The sequence below is a fragment of the Paenibacillus sp. 1A_MP2 genome, from assembly GCF_052244825.1.
Classification (GTDB): Bacteria; Bacillota; Bacilli; order Paenibacillales; family Paenibacillaceae; genus Paenibacillus; species Paenibacillus vandeheii.
Window position 1 is genome coordinate 564,418 of record NZ_JBQQCS010000001.1, and the last position, 16,385, is coordinate 580,802.

Below are 16,385 nucleotides of genomic sequence, written 5' to 3' on the forward strand. Positions count from 1 at the left end.
TCGCCGCCATTTGTACCATTCTGAAATGTAACGAATCACAGAGACGTTAATCCATCGATGGGGTTGATTTTTAGGCTCTAACATGGTCTCTACGCCGAAATAACGTCACTGAAGTTCGTTAGAATTGCCCATCCTTGAAAAGCGACCGTTTAAGATGCGCTAGGTTCGTTAGCACCTTGCAAGTTTGGCGCATCACGCTGACCAACTGTGCGGCCATGCCTGCTGAATCTGAAAGGATAAGCCATTTCGATACAATTCTATTGCTTCATTGTGCATATGAACAATGAATTTCGTCTGTTCATCAATATTTATTTAGCTCGCCAGCAACTATAATGAAAGCGTGTTCAACAAGTGCATGGGGGGCAATGGACAATGGAACCTTTAACAATTAGCTGGATCGGCGCACTGGCAGGACTCGCAATTGCGATTATACTGATTCTGAAGAAGCTGAATCCGGTCTACTCTTTATTTCTGGGCGCAATTGTAGGCGCTTTAATTGGCGGAGCTAATCTGGAAGAGACCGTAAATATACTGGTGAACGGCACGCAAAGTGTCATGGGTACCGTGCTCCGCGTATTGGCTGCCGGGGTACTGGCCGGTGTCATGATGGAGTCGTGGGCGGCAGAGACGATAGCCCAGGCCATCGTGCGAAAATTTGGCGGCAGCAAGGCCATTCTGGCTTTGGCGCTGGCAACGATGATAATTACAGCCGTTGGGGTATTTATTCCCGTGGCCGTCCTGATTGTAGCGCCAATTGCGCTTTCTGTCGGTAACAAAATGGGCATATCCAAGCTGGCTCTTTTATTAGCTTTATCAGGTGGAGGCAAGGCGGGCAATATTATTTCCCCGAATCCGAATACGATTGCTGCGGCGCGGGGGTTCGAGCTGGATCTCAGCAATGTCATGCTGGCTGGTGTGATTCCAGCCATCTGCGGATTAATTGTAACCGTTATCGTAGCTTCAATGCTCAAAAACAAGGGTGTAATGGTAACCGATCAGGAAGCAGAGCAGGGTGAGGTGGACACGTCACAGTACCCGCCACTGAAGAAGGCGGTTGTGGCACCGTTGGTTGCGATCATCCTGCTGATGGTTAATCCGATCGGCTCCATTACAGGTGTTGAAGCATTGTCCACATTCAAAGTGGATGCGATGTACATTCTCCCGATTGCAGGTATTATCGGCATGTTGGCAATGGGCCAGGGCAAAAACATTGTGAAATACACGACTTCCGGATTAAATAAAATGACTGCCACCGTGCTTATTCTGATCGGTGCCGGAGGCGTTGCAGGACTGATCTCTGCATCCGATCTGTCTGGTCAGGTTGTTGGACTTATTGAAGCGTCCGGGATATCCGGCACCTTCTTGGCACCTATTGCCGGGATTCTGATGGCAGCAGCGACGGCTTCCACCTCGACAGGGGTTATCCTTGCTACTGGTTCATTTGGCGATGCAATTCTGAACATGGGGACTGCGCCACTCGCAGCGGCGGTCATGGTGCACACGGGTGCGACAGTTATCGATTCCTTGCCACAAGGCAATTACTTCCACGTTTCAGCCGATAGCATGAAGATGACGATCAAGCAGCGGATGAGCGTTATTCCTTATGAAGCGATTGTGGGTGGAACGATGGCGATTGTAGCAACGTTAATCTACGGATTTATCCTTTAATAACACGGATGGGGTGGGAGAAGATGAGAGAGACGACATTTGTACTGGCACCGGATTCATTTAAAGAGAGCATGACAGCGAAAGAAGTATGTGTGGCTATGGAAAAAGGATTACGCAAAATCTACCCTACTGCGAGCTATATTCATGTACCGATGGCTGACGGAGGCGAAGGTACTGTGCAATCGCTGGTGGATGCTTCTGGCGGTGTGATTCACCAGAGAGAAGTGAGCGGGCCGCTGGGGCAGCCCGTAATTGCTCAGTATGGAATTCTGGGCGATGGGGTAACGGCGGCGATTGAGATGGCGTCGGCGAGCGGCATTCATTTGGTGACGAAGGAAACCAGAGATCCGCTTCGTACGACAACCTATGGTACGGGAGAGCTGATTCGGGCGTGTCTGGATCAGGGCATTCGCAAAATCATTATCGGAATCGGCGGCAGTGCGACCAATGATGGGGGTGCAGGCATGGCCGAGGCCCTTGGTGCAAAGTTTCTGGATGCAGACGGCCAACCACTTGCACGTGGAGGCGGAGCGCTTAATCAGTTGGCTCGTATCGATGTCTCCGGCCTGGATGAACGATTGCAGGACGTAGAGCTCATTGTGGCCTGTGATGTAACGAATCCATTATGCGGAGAGCATGGCGCCTCACGGGTGTTTGGTACTCAGAAGGGGGCAACACCGGAGACGGTGCAGCTACTGGATACGAATCTATTCCATTATGCGGATGTGGTGAAGCAGCAGCTGCACAAGGATATACGTGATGTGCCGGGGGCAGGTGCAGCAGGCGGTCTGGGCGCAGGGCTTTTGATTTTTACACAGGCTGTGTTGCGCAAAGGCATTGAAATTGTCATTGAATATACAGGTCTGCGTGACAAGCTCGAACATGCGGATGTGGTGTTTACAGGCGAAGGCGGCATTGATTTTCAAACGAAATTTGGCAAGACGCCATACGGAGTGGCGCGGGCAGCCAAGGAAGCAGGTAAACCGGTTATCGCCATCGCGGGGTGCGTTGGTGAAGGAATAGATACGTTGTACACGGAAGGCATTGATGCGGTGTTCGGGATTGTACCGGGTGCGGCTGAACTGGAACGACTTCTGGACGAAGGTCCACAGAATGTGGAACGTACAACCGAGAATATTGCAAGAGTGCTGAAACTGGGTCTGATTTCTTAAAATTCTGTTGATGGGATGATGAGGGAAGAATCCGCAGCATAAAGAGACTGAATGGGACGCCGTCCGCATGGATAGGGGCATTCCTGTGCAGTCTCTTTTTGTATGGGGGTCTACTGATATGATGCGAGTAGTCCGTGGGTAAGTTCAATGAGCTCCAGCCAATTGCGTGGGTCCTTGCTTGTAAGGGCTTGGATCCGTTTGAGCCGATATTGCAGTGTATTGCGATGGATGTTGAGCTCTTCAGCAGTCGTTGACATGCTGCCATTGTGTTGAATGAAGCTGCGAAGGGTGTCCAGCAGATCCGCTGTGTCCTCCAACTTACTGACGATGTTGTTATGACGGGTCAGGTTGGTAGTGCTGAAGCGCACCAGAAACTGGACATCATCATAATGGATCAGTGGTGCAGCAGGGCGGAGCGCGAGCAAGATGTTCATCGCAGATCTCGCCTGTTCATAACAGACGGCAATGCTGGCTTCACGTTAGCTAACAGAGATGGAAGCTTGAGGCTGCTCCTGATGTACAAGCTGAGCTATTGAATCAACGTCCGATTCGCTCTGAATCAGAATGATCTGCGCAAGACCATCCTCCTCTACAGAGAAAGAAGGCAGCTGTAGTAATATCCGGCTGATCTCCGGGCTAAATTCAGGGGATTCATGGGGAAAGCGGATGTATAGAAGAACCGTCGGCAGCTGCAGATCGATATGGTATTGCGCCGCTTCCTTCCTGATCTTCTGTGAATAGGAACCGGAGTGGGCAAGCAGCCGTTCCAAAAAGGATTTTTTTCGAGATGCCTCATGAGCCAGATTTTCCAATTGATTGCGTTGTTCGATCAGAAGAGATACGGTTGTGCGTACAATGTTGCAGAACGGACGGACCTCATCCGGATGCCCGGATATACCGATGACTCCGACATGCTGATGATTGATCCTGATCGGCTCGTTGGTGCCCATCTTCTCCAGTCTGCCATCCTGCCAGACTTCGACGCGGTCCCCGGTGGTTAGGGCACGGACTGCTCCCTGATGTACCGTACCTACGCGTTTCTTCTGTCCACTTCCAATGATAACGCCCTGCTCGTTCATGATGTTGATGTTGTAGGGAATGTCCTGCATCATTTTATCGACAATATCCTGTGCCTGTTTTTCCGAAAGCTGCAGCATTAGACGTCCTCCTTCTTCGGCTGTTCCAAAAGGTGCAAGTATTTTTGTCTAATAGGTCTGTTCAGTCTTGTCTATCCATTGTGCATCTGAACGAAATTATAGCTGACGCGCCTGTCTTAAACAAGTTTGTTAACTAAAGGGTGAAGGGGTTGCCGTATTGTTGTATTTTGCTTTCGCTTAGCTATGGGAATTCCTCTATTAACTTATTCACATTATTCATCTGCTTGGTTCATGTTCAAGTATTCCAGATGCGCCTTGCCCCAGCAACAGATGCCATCCAAGGAGAACGGTTAAAGAGTGAAGCGAAGATATAGGTATCTATCTTGAATTTTGTAAAATGTAGGTCTCTATAATTACTCGTACATGTAAAATGATGAATTATGACGAAAAATATTTGAGATCCGGCCTGTTTTTCACCTACAGGACGGGTCTTTTTCCATTTTATAGAGCGATTGTTCAGAATCCGTTCAGAGTTGCGTAATACACTAGGCCTATATTTCGAGAAGCGAGATGAGGGAGGAAAGATTAATGCAATACAGGAAAATAATTAGCGTGTTGCTCATTTTGGTGTTGGTAGGTCCTTGGTTGGCAGCACCAGCAGGAAAGGTAAATGCAGGGGCATCGTATCCAGTACCAGGAAATAATGGTCTATTAACAATAAAGTATGTGGACGAGAAATCAATTGAATTACAATGGGTGTACGCACAATCCGAGTCCTCTACCCCACCTGATGTAAATTACCAAATTTACATATCCAATGCTCCTGATATTGAAGACATGCAACAAATCAGCGGAACATCAGGTCATCCCTACGGTGATCCGATTAATGGTTTAGAAGCTTCAAATGGTACATTTTCGAAAATAATTACAGATCTAATCGAAGGTGATACGTACTATTTCAATGTAGTAGTTAAAGATAAATACTTGGAAACTGCGTATCAAATGCAATCTATTGAATTTACTGTGCAGCTGAGTGAGCTGGATCAGTTCAACGATATTAAAAAAAGAAATGAGCAGGGCGAGAACACCAATTTCATACCGGCAGTGATTGAGTTGCTTAGTAATGAACAATTCATAGCTGAGCCTAATTTCAAATCGTTGTCTGAAGAAGATCAGTCGGACATCGCAGCATATTTGCTGCGTATAGATCCACCGACAACCGATGGATATGAGGACAAGAAACAAATTCAATTTCTGGTGCAATTAGCTCTCAAAGCCCTTGAAGTGACTCGCCAAATCGGAGGACAAAATGCATTAGCTGCGCTTGATGACCTATATGCTAAGCAAGCAGAACGAGTGCAGTTTTTTGAGTATCCTGCCGCTGGAAGCCAATTCTATCAATTGGTTGATTTGTATCTTGAATCATCCGCAATTGAAAAACGTATGACAGCTTATTTATATGAGTTTAGACTCAAAAGAAGCCCTTCTATTTCACGTGTTCTGTCTTATATGGATACAGCAGTAATGGACACACCTTTAATTAATAAAAAGGCGGAGACGACAGAAGAAATGTTGTCATCGTTGGAGAATCTGCTTAAGCTTCAGGGGGATATCGAGTCATACAATACGGCTAACTCGGAAAACCCAATGGAGAGCTTGTCTCTAGATATCAGCAAATGGGATAACCTTACAACTGAAGAGCAGGAGCATTTGGCTGATCATATGCTCACTCAAAGACCGGCTAATGGATATACAAGTTTTGAAGCCATCCAGACTGTATTCAATCAATTTTTTCCTGGTAATGAAACTGATGCGTTGGCTGCCGTAAATGCTGCAAGAATTAACAAAGATATAGACGCTATGCGTCTGGCTATGGAGAACCCTGATTTGGGTATTACTTTACCAAATGAATATGGTTCTGTATCTAAGCAGGTCAAAGAATACGTGGCTGAGTTCCTGATTGATAATATTAAAAGGAACTATGAAAATAAGAAACAAGTTCAATATATGATTGAGCTTGCTGTACAAGCTCAGTTGATCTGGGAGCAGAGAGGGTTGCGAGTACTTCAGGACAAGCTGGACCTATTTGCTCAGAAACTGTCTGAAGGACCCGATCATTTTAAAGACCCTGAGACAGATATGCTTCGTCAAGTTGGAGATCATCATCTACAATTAAGCGAGGTAAATAAACCAATTTTCGCTTTTAAGTACCTGCATTTATTGGGAGTGGAACGAATTGCAAAACAGGCTCAAGTAGAGATTGCCGATCCGCGCTTTCTTCTGGGACTGCTATCAATGCCTTTCCAGCCTCTTGAGGAAGCCACCACTATAGATCAAATGGATCAGTGGCTTGAGACAACTATGAATGAACAGTTTAACGGACACAATTTCTTTGACCAATACAAATTCAATCTTTCAGGTGCCCTTGATTTGTCCAAAAGAGCAGAACTCAGCCCGGAAGGCCGCAAGGAACTGGCTGAATGGGTGCTTAATGAACAAGATAGATACGAAGATGTTGGAAATCTACAATATGTAATCAACCAATTCTTCACGGCCCCGAATGTGACAGGGGATGATATCAACAACACTATAACCGGCTTGGATGATACGATGGAGATCTCCTTTGATGGTAAACTGAACTGGCTTGATGTTGCCTCCATTCAGCGTCTTGATTTTAGCGGTGACAAAACCGTATGGGTTCGTTATAAAGCGATTAGTGATGAATTGCCAGGACGCGCCGTGAAGATTGTTTTTACAGCAAATGGCGATAGCAACAACGGCAATGGTTCAACTCCTAACCCGGGTGGAAGCACAGGGGGTGGATCGTCAGTGACTACACCTGTTACGACTACACCAACAACCAAGCAGGAGCAAATCGTCGTGGATGTGAACGGGGTTAATGGAACTAATCTGACCAAAACGCCAATTACACGTACAACCGAGGCGAATGGTACGATTAAAGATCTGGTGAAGATGTCTGAGGCAATAGCCAAGGAATCGGTGGAAAAAGCAAAACAACTGGGTCTGAATACAGCACGTATTATCATCCCGGATGCTAAAGATGCCGTGTCAGAGACACGCATTGAATTGCCAAAAGCAGCGGTGAAACAACTGAATGATGGTGAGCTTAATCTTGAAATTTCTACAGAGAACGCCGTCATCTCGGTTCCAACGAAATCGATTGCCGGATTCGATCAAGACTTGTACTTCCGCATCGTACCAATGAAGCAGGAGTCGGAGCGCAAGGAAGTGGAAGAACGTGCGAAGAAGGAGCAGCTTATCCAACAAATTGCTCCAAATACCAACGTAAAAGTACTGGCTCGTCCAGTTGAAATCGAAAACAAATATGCAAAGCCATGAAGTCACACTGACATTGCCGCTGCGTGACAGCCTTCCAACCGATCCTGCTGCCCGCCAGCAAGCATTGGATAACCTGGCTGTGTACATTGAACACAGTGACGGCACGAAAGAATTGATCCAAGGTAAACTCGTGAAGCTTAGCGATGGCAAAGAAGGAATTGAGTTTACAGTCAACAAATTCAGCACGTTCACGCTTGTTGTGGTGGATGGACTGAAAACTTCCCAAGGCTCACACAACCCGTATATCAACGGCTTCGGTGCTGATTTCCGCCCGGATGCATTTGTAACCCGTGCGCAAATGGCAGCGATGCTGGCTCGTAATCTGACTGATGAAGCGGGAACCGACTCCGCGAATGGCGTCAGCTACGCCGACGTATCTGCAACCCATTGGGCAGCAAGCGATATTCAAAAAGCGCAATCCGCAGGCATCATGAATGGCATGAGCGCCACTCAATTTGCACCTGAGGGTCCGATCACTCGTGCACAAATGGCAACCATTGCGTACCGCTGGATGCAGCAGCAAAGTGCAGACGTGACAAGCAACACATCCCAAGCAACGGATGGTGCTGTATTTACTGATGTATCTTCTGACCAATGGGCTTCCGATGCCATTTCCTACATGCAATCCGCTGGTCTGATGACCGGATACAACGACGGAACGTTCAAACCGGACAGCAAACTGACTCGTGCTGAGGCCGTGAAAGTATTAAATGTACTATTCAAACGGACTCCATTAACAGGCGTATCCACGCCATCTTTTACAGACGTACCTTCAACACACTGGGCTTATGCAGACATTGAAGCTGCGGCACAGAAATAAGATAACAGTATCTATAACAACAAAGGGGAGCCCCAACCATGAAAACATGGTGGGTTTCCCCTTTTGATCTCTAAAACCAGCACAAGTCCTGCAACCATCGTCGCTCGCTGAGCTGGCTTTTTTAGTTTAACGAACGTAGTGAATACTATTCATAATAAGACGTATATGATTTCTTAACGAGCTGAACATAAGAATATTAAGTGTTAAAGTGAAAATCCCTCTACAGCCCCGCAAACGTGCGATGCGTTAATCACTCTCATGTGGGGCGTCTTTGTAAAATACACCATCCCGCAGTTGGTCTACAAATCCCTGCAGCCACTCATAATACTGGTCGGCATGCTGAAGCTTATGCAGATCACGCAAAGCTTCCTCCCTCTCTTCCGGCGGAGTTGTTTTGGCAAGAATGATCTCCGATAACTCCGGAATGACCTCGCGAAGGCTTTCTTGCATCACATCAATCTCCCGTTGGAGCTTAGCCCCGAAGAAGTTCTGAAACGTAGTGAAAAAGTTGGTTTCTGCCAAATACAGATCCTGGCGTTCCCGCTTTTCCTCCAATTTATAAATCATCTGAGATTCGGTAAGAGAACGTACGGCGTAACTCATATTACTTTTGCTCATGTTCATGGACGTTTTCATCTCTTCCAGCGTCATGGGTTGATCCTCGAAATACATAATGCCATACAGTTGGCCAAATGAATGATTGACCCCGTATAAGTCCATTGTATTGGCAATCGCGTCAATTACTTTTTCCCTCAGCTCAGGCCGATAGGACAACGAAGAACGATTTTGGTCCTCGGCAGCTTCTTTTCCCACAATCTCACCTCTAGTATATGGATGGGACTCCCTGTTTCATATTTTACATGACATCCCGTTATTTTAACATAACCCGGAATTAGTTTTTTCAAATGTATTATACAATCATTTTTGTACGGAAGCGAAAAACAAATAGATTTAAGGGGATTATGCACTATCGTTAAAAAAAAATTGAACAATGAGGAGTGTGCGAATTGCGTGTGAAACTATGGAGGGAGACAGAAGCAGTTCTGTTCACCCTACCTGCCCTTATCCCATTACTCATTTTCTGGTTGGGGCCCTTGGGATACATTGTATATCTGAGTTTTACGGATTGGGACTTCATGAGTCCTGACAAATTGTTTGTTGGTTTGGACAACTACAGCTATCTGCTAACTAACTCGGAATTTTACCGTTCATTGAAAGTTACACTACTGTTCGGTCTTGGAAGTGTCGTGCCCACGATTGTTGGTGGATTGGCGCTGGCGCTGCTCATGAACAGCAAGATTAAATCATCTGGTTTGTTTCGGACATTGCTGTTCTCACCATGGGTCACACCGACGGTTGCTGTCTCCATTGCATGGTCCTGGATTTTCGAGCCGGAAGTAGGGCTTGCCAATCTGTTGCTTGGCTGGGCTGGGATATCCCCGATTGGCTGGCTGAGAGATGCAAACTGGGCACTTGTGGCTGTTCTCATCGTTACGCTGTGGAAATCGATTGGCTGGTCCATGGTATTCTACCTGGTTGCCTTGCGCAACCTGCCATCCGACCTGCTTGAAGCAGCATCCATTGATGGTGCAGGCAGTTGGGACAAGTTCCGGAGTATTACGCTGCCGTTGATCTCACCAACCACGTTCTTCCTGTCCATTATCCTGACGATTCAGTCGCTTCAGGCCTATGACCAGATCAACGTGATGACCCAGGGGGGACCGGCTGGATCAACAAGGACGCTGCTCTATATGTATTATCAGTCTGCATTTGAATCCTTCAATGTGGGCGAGGCTTCTTCCATCGCCGTTGTTATTATTCTGATCTGCGTTCTGCTGTCAGGGGTATCCTTCCTGCTCGGCCGACGCCTGGTGCACTACTGATGAACATGACCGCTCTAAGTAAACAAACAAGAAAAGATAATAGTCGTGAGCAAGCACAAAAACGGAAGTTCCCTGGTGGAGGAAAAGGATTTGGTACCGCGCTCCGATATCTGCTGCTTGCCCTGATCAGTCTGACAATGGCATTTCCCTTCTACTGGATGGTTATCAGCGGTTTCAAGACCAATGACGAAATTTGGCAATTTCCGCCAACCTTCTGGCCCGAAACGTTCCGCTGGAGCAACTATGTGGATGCGTGGCAGTCTGCACCATTTTTCCGCTACATTTTGAACAGTACAGGGGTAGCGGCAGCAATTTGTCTAATCCAGGTCATTAACTCAAGCATGATGGCTTATGCACTTACCCATATGCGTTTTCGTATGAAAGGGGTGCTCACCGGATTGATCCTGGTAGGCTACATGATTCCGAGTACCGCCGTTTATCTGCCCAGTTATTTGGTGCTCAGCGAGCTTAAATTACTGGATTCCTATACCGGACTAATCGTGTCCAACTGTGTCAGTGTGTTCTCCATCTTCCTGATCCGTCAGGCATTCATGCAGGTGTCTCACGAGCTGGTGGAGGCTGGGCAGTTGGATGGGGCATCACATTTCCGCATTCTGTGGACTATTATGACGCCGTTGGTTCGCTCATCTTTTGCCGTGATGGTGTTGATTACATTCATCGACCAGTACAACAACTATTTCTGGCCGATGCTCATTACCAAAGACCCGAATCTGCAATTGGTATCGGCAGGTCTGCGCAGCTTTTTCGTGGAAGGTGGGGCCTACGGTCTGGCATGGCCGCAGATTATGGCGGCCAGTGCATTTACCATCGCACCGCTGCTCATTCTATTCCTGTTTACGCAGAAGACAATTATGCAGAGTGTAAACATTACTGCAGGCGTAAACAAAAACTAATTTTTACAACACACTTTATATAGGAGGAATCAAAATGAAATTGAGTCAAGCGAGTATGAAATGGCGGAACAAATTAAAGCTCAGGTGGAGAGGCGGCATGTCACTAGTACTGGCCGCAAGTTTTGCCCTGATCACAGCGTGTGGTTCCTCAGCAGATAGCGGCTCAGGCACAGGTTCAGACGCAGCTGCAGCCAATGGATCTGGTTCTGCGCCAAGTAGTCCAGTGGAGATTGAATTCTGGTATGGCCTGGGTGGGAATCTGGGAGATAACATGAAGAAAACGATTGATGCCTTCAATGCATCCCAGAGCGAAGTCGTTGTGAAAGGCATTGTACAGGCAGATTACACGGAAACCGAACAGAAACTGCAGGCAGCCATTGCCTCGAAAAAAGTACCAGCCGCTGTACTAAGCTCCAATATCGACTGGGCGCGCAAAGGGTATTATGCACCGCTCGATGAGCTGATCGCTGCGGATCAGGACTTTAATCAGGCAGATTACGTTCAGACCTTCCTGGAGCAGGGAAAAGTAGACGGCAAGCAGTATTTCTTGCCAATGTACGGAACAACTCAGATCATGTATTACCGTATGGATGCCCTGAAAGAGAATAATATCGATCCTGCCACTCTGACGACATGGGAGGCACTTGCTGAAGCGGCAGCGAAGATGAGCAAGCAGGAAAACGGCAAAACAACCTTCTATGGTTGGGAGCCGATGTGGGGTAGCGATAACATGATCGACGCCGTGCTTGGTAAAGGCGGGAAGATCCTGAGCGATGATGGTAAGACCGTAACGATTGATTCACCGGAATGGGTAGAGACATGGGAATTGTTCCGCAAGTGGATTAATGAGGACAAGACCATGGGTATTCATTTTGGTGGCCAAGGTTGGGAGTACTGGTATAAAACAATTGATGATGTCATGAAAAATAAAGCAGCTGGATACACCGGTTCGAGCGGTGACCAGGGCGATCTGGACTTTAGTATTGTCGCAGCGATGCAGCAGCCTGGTTGGGAAGGCGTCGGTGAAGGCAAACCTGTAGCGAGCGCAATTATGGCAGGTATCCCTGCTGAAGCGAGCCCGGAACAGCAGCAAGCAGCCTATAAGTGGCTGACGCATTTCTCAGAAACTGCGAACACGGCTGCTTGGTCCATGAACACAGGTTACATTGCGGTACGTCAATCTGCTCAGGAAGATCCTGCATTCAAAACGTTCAGTGAAAAGAACCCTCAGATCACGGTTCCACTGCAGCAGGCTTCCCATGCGTCGGCTCCGTTCCAGGACCCGACTGGAGGCAAAATCAATGATGCGCTGAAGGATGCAGCAGATCAGGTACAGATTAATAACATTCCAGCGGCACAAGCGCTGAAAGAAGCTAAAGAAAAGGCCCAAAAAGAATTGGATCGCGTGAAATAACAAGGAAACAAGCTGAACTTGGAGGAGCGGTGCAGTCATGTACCGCTTTTCTGACATAGTAATTCAGCAGACAAGGAGCGTAACCGATGCCTGAATTGAACCTGGGGAGCCTATCTACCCCGATAGAGGCTATTTTGTTCGATAAGGATGGAACTTTGCTTGATTTTACGGCCATGTGGGGTTTCTGGACTCATTGTGTGATGGATAATTTTCGGGAGGAGCTTGCTGCCCGTGGCCTTCAGTTCAATGCTGCAGACATCCCTCATATCTGGGGAACATTCCATGATGAGCAGGGGCGAATGAACGGCTATGATGTGCGGGGACCCCTCGCCATGGGGACGATGGAAGAAGTCTACGCCGTATTAACTTGGCATGGATATCGTGCAGGATTAAGCTGGGCGGAAGCGAAAATTATCGTGAGGGAATGTTTGCTTCAGGCAGAATACGCGATGAATAAGGAACGTCCTGCTCAGCCACTCCCCGGCGTCCTTGCCTTTCTTGAGCAGTGTCGCAACAAGGGGCTGAAAATGGGTGTCGTCACAGCGGATGAGACGGAAAATGCTCTAAGCCATCTAAAGTGGATGGGTATTGAATCCCTTTTCTCCGTAGTTGTAGGAACAGATCAGGTTGGAAGGGGAAAGCCGTTTCCTGACATGTTGCTGCTGGCGTGTGAGCGTCTGGGTGTACCTGCTGCAAGAGTTGTCGTAATCGGCGATACAGATGGTGATATGGAGATGGCTCGCGCTGCGGGGGCTGCCTGGAAGATTGCTGTCGGCGAACCTGCTCATATCAAGCTTGCGGATCTAACGGTTCGTTCGTTTCATGAATTGCTGGAAGTCGAGGTAACCCGATGACGAATCATTCGTATACCGGATGGATATTGCTTGCCCTAGCGATTGGATTAGAGCTGAGCGGTACGATTCTGATGAGGGTGTCGGATGGTTTTACCCGATTGTGGCCTTCCCTTTTTATGTTTCTTTGTTATGGAGCGAGCTTTACCCTGTTGAATTTTGCTGTGAAGTATATGCCACTGGGTGTTGCTTATGCCATCTGGTCGGGCGTAGGCATTACATTGATTGGTATCGTGGGACATTACTTTTTGGGAGAACGTCTGAAGGCGATGTCGATCGTCTGGATGGGCTTTATTCTGATTGGCATTATTGGACTGAAATGGAGTGATTCCTGATGCAAAATGAAAATAAATTTGAACAGCCGATAGTCAGCTTCCAGGTGATTACAGACACCCATGTACGGGATCAGGCGGACCATATCCATAACCGTCATCTGGAGAAAGCGCTGGAAGACATGGCAACATATAGCCATGGCAGTAGCGGAATCATGCATGTGGGCGATGTTACCGATCGTGGGCTTCCGCAAGAATACCAGGAGTTACAGCGTATATTGAAGGCTCAAGGCAATTCACTGCCTCAAATACGTTACACCGTAGGCAATCATGATATTGGAGCGATTCTATGGGGAGACCCGCCGTTGAACTTGACCACAATGACCCAGCATGAGGTGGGTGAGGTGCTAGGGTATTCAGATGAAGTAGGCCAAAGAGAAGCTCAAGATATCGAGAAACAGGAATCAGTTTCAATTGAGGAGTTATGGCAGAAGCGGTTGAACGATTTTACAGCAATCACAGGTATGAGCGGATCGTACCACGATCACTGGATCAACGGTTATCATTATATCTTCCTGGGTACGGAGCAGCCTCATCCGAAAGATTGTGATATGTCTGCCGAACAACTGGATTGGTTGGAAACGAAACTGTCGGAACAAGCTGCTTCTGAGCAGCCCATTTTCGTCTTTCTCCATCAACCACTGATGGATACAGTGGCGGGTTCCATGAAGGAACAGGGCTGGTATGGCGTGAATCAGGACACAGCATTAAAGGCTGTTCTGAGTCGTTATCCGCAGGCAATTCTCTTCTCCGGGCACACCCATTGGCAATTGCAGGCTCAGCGCACCATATACGAAGGTGGTGGGCAGATGCCAACGATGTTTAACGCCTCCTCCGTGGCTTATCTCTGGACAGATGAGGATGAGCATCTGGAGGGAAGTGAAAGTTTACATGTAGATGTGTACCGTGACCGCGTTGTCGTTAAGGGACGTAATCATGTGACGGGCAGCTGGATTGAAGGGGCAGAATATACGGTCTCTTATCCGGTAAAAGTAAACGGCGCTAATTGATCCTTACATCGGGAAAAGTATTGATAGGATACAGGGAGCAAAGTGCAATGTCATCTTTTCTTTTCATCGTAGGATATTTTATGCACGGCAGAATAGTAGACTTCGCTCGTTAATTGAAGCGGAGTCTTTATTATGGCTGTAAAAGTTCCACGTGAAACGTAGCTGTAGCGGGTGAATTTGGACAAACTTGTAAATGGGTCTTGCTGGGATTTATACTCAAATAAGTGGAAACGCGCCTACCATTACGTAACAAAAGTCGTTGAAGCAGTACAAGTTGTTTTTCGTGAAAGTTACATTCGGATCTGAGCAACACCAGTCGTAAGCTGGAACTATCGATCAGTAGAGAGGATGTATAGAACGCATGAGAGAACTTCAAGTGAACACCCGATACGGTACGGTTCAAGGAGAGCTTCTGCATGGAGCGAGCGTATGGAAAGGTATCCCTTATGCCAAGCCCCCTGTGGGTGAATTGCGCTTCCAGGCTCCCGTTCCACCTGAGACTTGGGATGGAGTCAGAGAGGCGAAGCAATTCGGTCCTGAAAATATACAGCCAAGAAATCCTCAAACGGAGGGCATATCGGGACAGCCTCCGGTGGAATCGGAAGATAGCCTTTACCTGAATATCTGGGCACCTGAACAAGAAAGCAAGGACCCACTTCCTGCGATGGTATGGATTCATGGTGGATCATTCGTATCAGGTGCTGGCAGCCAGCCGATGTACGATGGAACTCAACTCGTCCTCCGGGGAGACGTTATCGTCGTAACGATCAATTACCGCCTGGGGCCACTTGGTTTCTTGCATATGGCTCCCCTTGGAGAGGGTTTTGCATCCAATGTAGGTTTACTGGATCAGATTGCTGCACTGCAATGGGTGCAGGACAACATAGAGGCTTTTGGCGGTGACTTGCGTAATATCACTGTTTTCGGAGAATCTGCGGGCAGTATGAGTATTGCGGCTTTGATGGCGATGCCGGCTGCCAAGGGATTGTTCCATCGCGCCATTATGCAAAGTGGAGCTTCACAAGTTGTGCTAGCAGAGCAGGCTTCGGCCATTCGTGATGGCATGTTGAAGGTTCTGGGTGTATCGGCAGACGAGCTGCAAAACTCAAAACCATTCCCGTGGAGCAAATCATTGCTGCTGGCGAGGCGGTGAAACAACAAAGCGGTGCTGGCATGGCCCTCTTGTTCCAGCCGGTACTGGATGGAGTTACACTTCCGAAGGCACCACTTCAGGCGGTAGAAGAGGGTGCAGCACAGGACATCCCTGTACTTATCGGAACCACTTTACATGAAGGATCGTTGTTCATTCAGCCTCATGTGCCTTACTCTGAAGAGATCAACATGGTGAAGGCTGTTGATTTTATGACACCTGATCTGGAGAACCGTGCTGCGATTGCGGACAGTTATCCCAAGACTGCAGATGGTCAAGCCCAAGTGATGACCGATCTGTTCTTCTGGCGCTCGGCAGTGCAATATGCGGCTGCTCAGCAGAAGCATGCACCTGTATGGATGTATCGGTTCGATTGGGTCATGCCGGAGCATCCACTGCTGCAAAAATCGATTCATAGCATCGATATTTTCTTTGCTTTTAATACATTGCCTGTGCTGAAATTTATGAATGCAGAACCGGATGCTGCCGCAGCAAAACTTGCGGGTAAGGTGCAGGATGCCTGGATTTCATTTGCCAAGCAGGGCAAGCCCGAGACGGCGGGAGTGAATTGGCCTGCCTACGAAGACGGTCGTGCTACGCTGATTTTCAATCATGAAGTGCAGTTGGTCCACGACCCGGAAGCTTCCAAACGTGAGCTGCTAGGGCTATAGTTTAATCCCATCGGAACTTCATTATTCAACAATTAAAAGGTGT

Annotated in this window: 15 protein-coding genes; 12 read left to right on the plus strand and 3 right to left on the minus strand. The window is 47.8% G+C overall.

Annotation, left to right across the window (positions count from 1 at the left end):
- Positions 1-372: 372 nt before the first annotated feature.
- Together ACTWJ7_RS03030 and ACTWJ7_RS03035 are read left to right on the plus strand one after the other, a co-directional pair.
- Complete coding sequence (locus ACTWJ7_RS03030) at positions 373-1,668, plus strand: GntP family permease (protein ID WP_079348206.1); 1,296 nt, start codon at positions 373-375, stop codon at positions 1,666-1,668.
- A gap of 23 nt (positions 1,669-1,691) precedes the next feature.
- Positions 1,692-2,840 carry a glycerate kinase family protein gene (locus ACTWJ7_RS03035; RefSeq protein ID WP_301880538.1) on the plus strand — a complete coding sequence of 383 codons (1,149 nt, stop codon included), beginning with the start codon at positions 1,692-1,694 and terminating at the stop codon, positions 2,838-2,840.
- A 110-nt stretch (positions 2,841-2,950) separates the two neighbouring features.
- Here the strand turns inward: ACTWJ7_RS03035 and ACTWJ7_RS03040 are convergent, their stop codons facing one another.
- Both ACTWJ7_RS03040 and ACTWJ7_RS03045 read right to left on the minus strand, forming a co-directional pair.
- Positions 2,951-3,274 carry a PucR family transcriptional regulator gene (locus ACTWJ7_RS03040; RefSeq protein WP_367620543.1) on the minus strand — a complete coding sequence of 108 codons (324 nt, stop codon included), beginning with the start codon at positions 3,272-3,274 and terminating at the stop codon, positions 2,951-2,953.
- A gap of 45 nt (positions 3,275-3,319) precedes the next feature.
- A complete protein-coding gene (locus ACTWJ7_RS03045) occupies positions 3,320-3,997 on the minus strand; it encodes a CdaR family transcriptional regulator (protein ID WP_367620542.1) in 678 nt (225 codons plus the stop codon).
- A 528-nt stretch (positions 3,998-4,525) separates the two neighbouring features.
- Between ACTWJ7_RS03045 and ACTWJ7_RS03050 the strand changes: the two genes are divergently transcribed.
- Positions 4,526-7,297: a hypothetical protein gene (locus ACTWJ7_RS03050; protein ID WP_443145115.1), complete on the plus strand. Its 2,772-nt coding sequence runs from the start codon at positions 4,526-4,528 to the stop codon at positions 7,295-7,297.
- Positions 7,266-8,117 carry an S-layer homology domain-containing protein gene (locus ACTWJ7_RS03055; protein ID WP_443145116.1) on the plus strand — a complete coding sequence of 284 codons (852 nt, stop codon included), beginning with the start codon at positions 7,266-7,268 and terminating at the stop codon, positions 8,115-8,117. Before ACTWJ7_RS03050 ends, ACTWJ7_RS03055 begins: the two co-directional genes overlap by 32 nt.
- 246 nt (positions 8,118-8,363) lie before the next feature.
- Here ACTWJ7_RS03055 and ACTWJ7_RS03060 read toward each other — a convergent pair whose 3' ends face one another.
- On the minus strand, positions 8,364-8,930 hold the full coding sequence (locus tag ACTWJ7_RS03060; RefSeq protein ID WP_079348198.1) for a GbsR/MarR family transcriptional regulator: 567 nt from the start codon (positions 8,928-8,930) through the stop codon (positions 8,364-8,366).
- A 194-nt stretch (positions 8,931-9,124) separates the two neighbouring features.
- Between ACTWJ7_RS03060 and ACTWJ7_RS03065 the strand changes: the two genes are divergently transcribed.
- The 8 genes from ACTWJ7_RS03065 to ACTWJ7_RS03100 all read left to right on the plus strand — a co-directional run bounded on the left by ACTWJ7_RS03065 (position 9,125) and on the right by ACTWJ7_RS03100 (position 16,342).
- Positions 9,125-10,000, plus strand: a complete 876-nt coding sequence (locus ACTWJ7_RS03065) for a carbohydrate ABC transporter permease (protein WP_094937380.1) — start codon at positions 9,125-9,127, stop codon at positions 9,998-10,000.
- Positions 10,000-10,914, plus strand: coding sequence for a carbohydrate ABC transporter permease (locus ACTWJ7_RS03070; RefSeq protein ID WP_301880536.1), 915 nt, complete (start codon positions 10,000-10,002; stop codon positions 10,912-10,914). Before ACTWJ7_RS03065 ends, ACTWJ7_RS03070 begins: the two co-directional genes overlap by 1 nt.
- A gap of 34 nt (positions 10,915-10,948) precedes the next feature.
- On the plus strand, positions 10,949-12,328 hold the full coding sequence (locus ACTWJ7_RS03075) for an ABC transporter substrate-binding protein (protein WP_443145117.1): 1,380 nt from the start codon (positions 10,949-10,951) through the stop codon (positions 12,326-12,328).
- Between the two features lie 86 nt (positions 12,329-12,414).
- Positions 12,415-13,182 (plus strand): HAD family hydrolase, encoded by a 768-nt coding sequence (locus ACTWJ7_RS03080; RefSeq protein WP_301880535.1) that lies wholly within the window; start codon positions 12,415-12,417, stop codon positions 13,180-13,182.
- Complete coding sequence (locus ACTWJ7_RS03085; RefSeq protein ID WP_053782535.1) at positions 13,179-13,514, plus strand: DMT family transporter; 336 nt, start codon at positions 13,179-13,181, stop codon at positions 13,512-13,514. The genes ACTWJ7_RS03080 and ACTWJ7_RS03085 overlap by 4 nt, the downstream gene beginning before the upstream one ends.
- Positions 13,514-14,521: a metallophosphoesterase family protein gene (locus ACTWJ7_RS03090; RefSeq protein WP_301880534.1), complete on the plus strand. Its 1,008-nt coding sequence runs from the start codon at positions 13,514-13,516 to the stop codon at positions 14,519-14,521. The genes ACTWJ7_RS03085 and ACTWJ7_RS03090 overlap by 1 nt, the downstream gene beginning before the upstream one ends.
- Positions 14,522-14,882: 361 nt before the next feature.
- Complete coding sequence (locus ACTWJ7_RS03095; RefSeq protein WP_443145118.1) at positions 14,883-15,674, plus strand: carboxylesterase/lipase family protein; 792 nt, start codon at positions 14,883-14,885, stop codon at positions 15,672-15,674.
- Positions 15,671-16,342: a carboxylesterase family protein gene (locus tag ACTWJ7_RS03100; RefSeq protein WP_443145119.1), complete on the plus strand. Its 672-nt coding sequence runs from the start codon at positions 15,671-15,673 to the stop codon at positions 16,340-16,342. The genes ACTWJ7_RS03095 and ACTWJ7_RS03100 overlap by 4 nt, the downstream gene beginning before the upstream one ends.
- Positions 16,343-16,385: the final 43 nt, after the last annotated feature.

Coding starts and splice junctions, on each gene's coding strand:
- ACTWJ7_RS03030 (WP_079348206.1), top strand. CDS start 373: ATGGAACCTTTAACAATTAGCTGGATCGGCGCACTGGCAGGACTCGCA.
- ACTWJ7_RS03035 (WP_301880538.1), top strand. CDS start 1,692: ATGAGAGAGACGACATTTGTACTGGCACCGGATTCATTTAAAGAGAGC.
- ACTWJ7_RS03040 (WP_367620543.1), bottom strand. CDS start 3,274: ATGAACATCTTGCTCGCGCTCCGCCCTGCTGCACCACTGATCCATTAT.
- ACTWJ7_RS03045 (WP_367620542.1), bottom strand. CDS start 3,997: ATGCTGCAGCTTTCGGAAAAACAGGCACAGGATATTGTCGATAAAATG.
- ACTWJ7_RS03050 (WP_443145115.1), top strand. CDS start 4,526: ATGCAATACAGGAAAATAATTAGCGTGTTGCTCATTTTGGTGTTGGTA.
- ACTWJ7_RS03070 (WP_301880536.1), top strand. CDS start 10,000: ATGAACATGACCGCTCTAAGTAAACAAACAAGAAAAGATAATAGTCGT.
- ACTWJ7_RS03075 (WP_443145117.1), top strand. CDS start 10,949: ATGAAATTGAGTCAAGCGAGTATGAAATGGCGGAACAAATTAAAGCTC.
- ACTWJ7_RS03080 (WP_301880535.1), top strand. CDS start 12,415: ATGCCTGAATTGAACCTGGGGAGCCTATCTACCCCGATAGAGGCTATT.
- ACTWJ7_RS03085 (WP_053782535.1), top strand. CDS start 13,179: ATGACGAATCATTCGTATACCGGATGGATATTGCTTGCCCTAGCGATT.
- ACTWJ7_RS03090 (WP_301880534.1), top strand. CDS start 13,514: ATGCAAAATGAAAATAAATTTGAACAGCCGATAGTCAGCTTCCAGGTG.
- ACTWJ7_RS03095 (WP_443145118.1), top strand. CDS start 14,883: ATGAGAGAACTTCAAGTGAACACCCGATACGGTACGGTTCAAGGAGAG.